The organism is Mesorhizobium sp. M4A.F.Ca.ET.022.05.2.1 (assembly GCF_003998845.1).
GTDB lineage: Bacteria > Pseudomonadota > Alphaproteobacteria > Rhizobiales > Rhizobiaceae > Mesorhizobium.
The window spans coordinates 1-728 of record NZ_RZOJ01000795.1 but is presented as its reverse complement, the minus strand read 5'-3'; the positions used below and the strand labels follow the sequence as shown (position 1 = coordinate 728).

Genomic DNA, 728 nt, shown 5'->3' with positions numbered 1-728 from the left:
ATCGCCCGCGATGGGGAAGCGGCCGGCCGGCGCGTCATCCGGCAGCAGCAACCGCAGCACCCGGATGCCGAGACGCTCGGCAACTTCGACCGCCAGCCCCTGCTCATCCCTGGCAACCAGGATCGCCTTGGCGCCGATGTCGGAGAGATAGAAATCGAGCTCGTCGGCCCGGTAGGCCGGATTGAGCGGAGCAGTCGAGGCCGCCGCCGCCACGGCGAGGAAGGCGGTCGCCATCTCCGGCCCGTTAGGCAGCACGATCGCCACACGGTCGCCACGGCCGAGGCCTAGCTCATTCATCTTCGCGACCGTCTCGCGGATCAGCCGGCGCAAACCGCCATGCGTGAGCGTCGGCCTATCAGGGGCCGAAACAGCCGGCGCGTCAGTGGCGCCGGGGGCGAGGCGGTGCGCAAGGTCCACAGTGTCAGCGGTATTGGTCATGGTCACCGACTATCTTTCCAGCCTGCAAAAATCCAGCCGAGCGGCAGCACGCAATCGTGAAGCCGCCGGCATCAGTATCCGAGCGCAAGTCCGTCCTTGCGTGGGTCAGACGCGCCGGTCAGCGTTCCCTTTTCCCAGTCGATCAGCACCGCCTGCCCGCCCCCCAGCGGATGATCTGGCTCCATCACCTGGTGGCCGCGCCGGCGCAGGCCTGCAACCGCGTCGACCGGCACGCTGCGCTCCGCCTCCGCCACGCCGCTGTTGTAGAAGACTCGCGGCGCATCCAGCGC

At 68.5% G+C, this 728-nt stretch carries 2 protein-coding genes; both read right to left on the bottom strand.

Annotated elements, in window-relative coordinates; genetic code table 11:
- Positions 1-438 (bottom strand): AMP-binding protein (locus EN745_RS35470; protein ID WP_145992362.1); only part of this gene is annotated, 438 nt, incomplete at its 3' end.
- Positions 439-509: 71 nt separating this feature from the next.
- The coding region (locus EN745_RS35465) for a gamma-glutamyltransferase (protein ID WP_189363280.1) at positions 510-728 on the bottom strand (219 nt) is incomplete at its 5' end.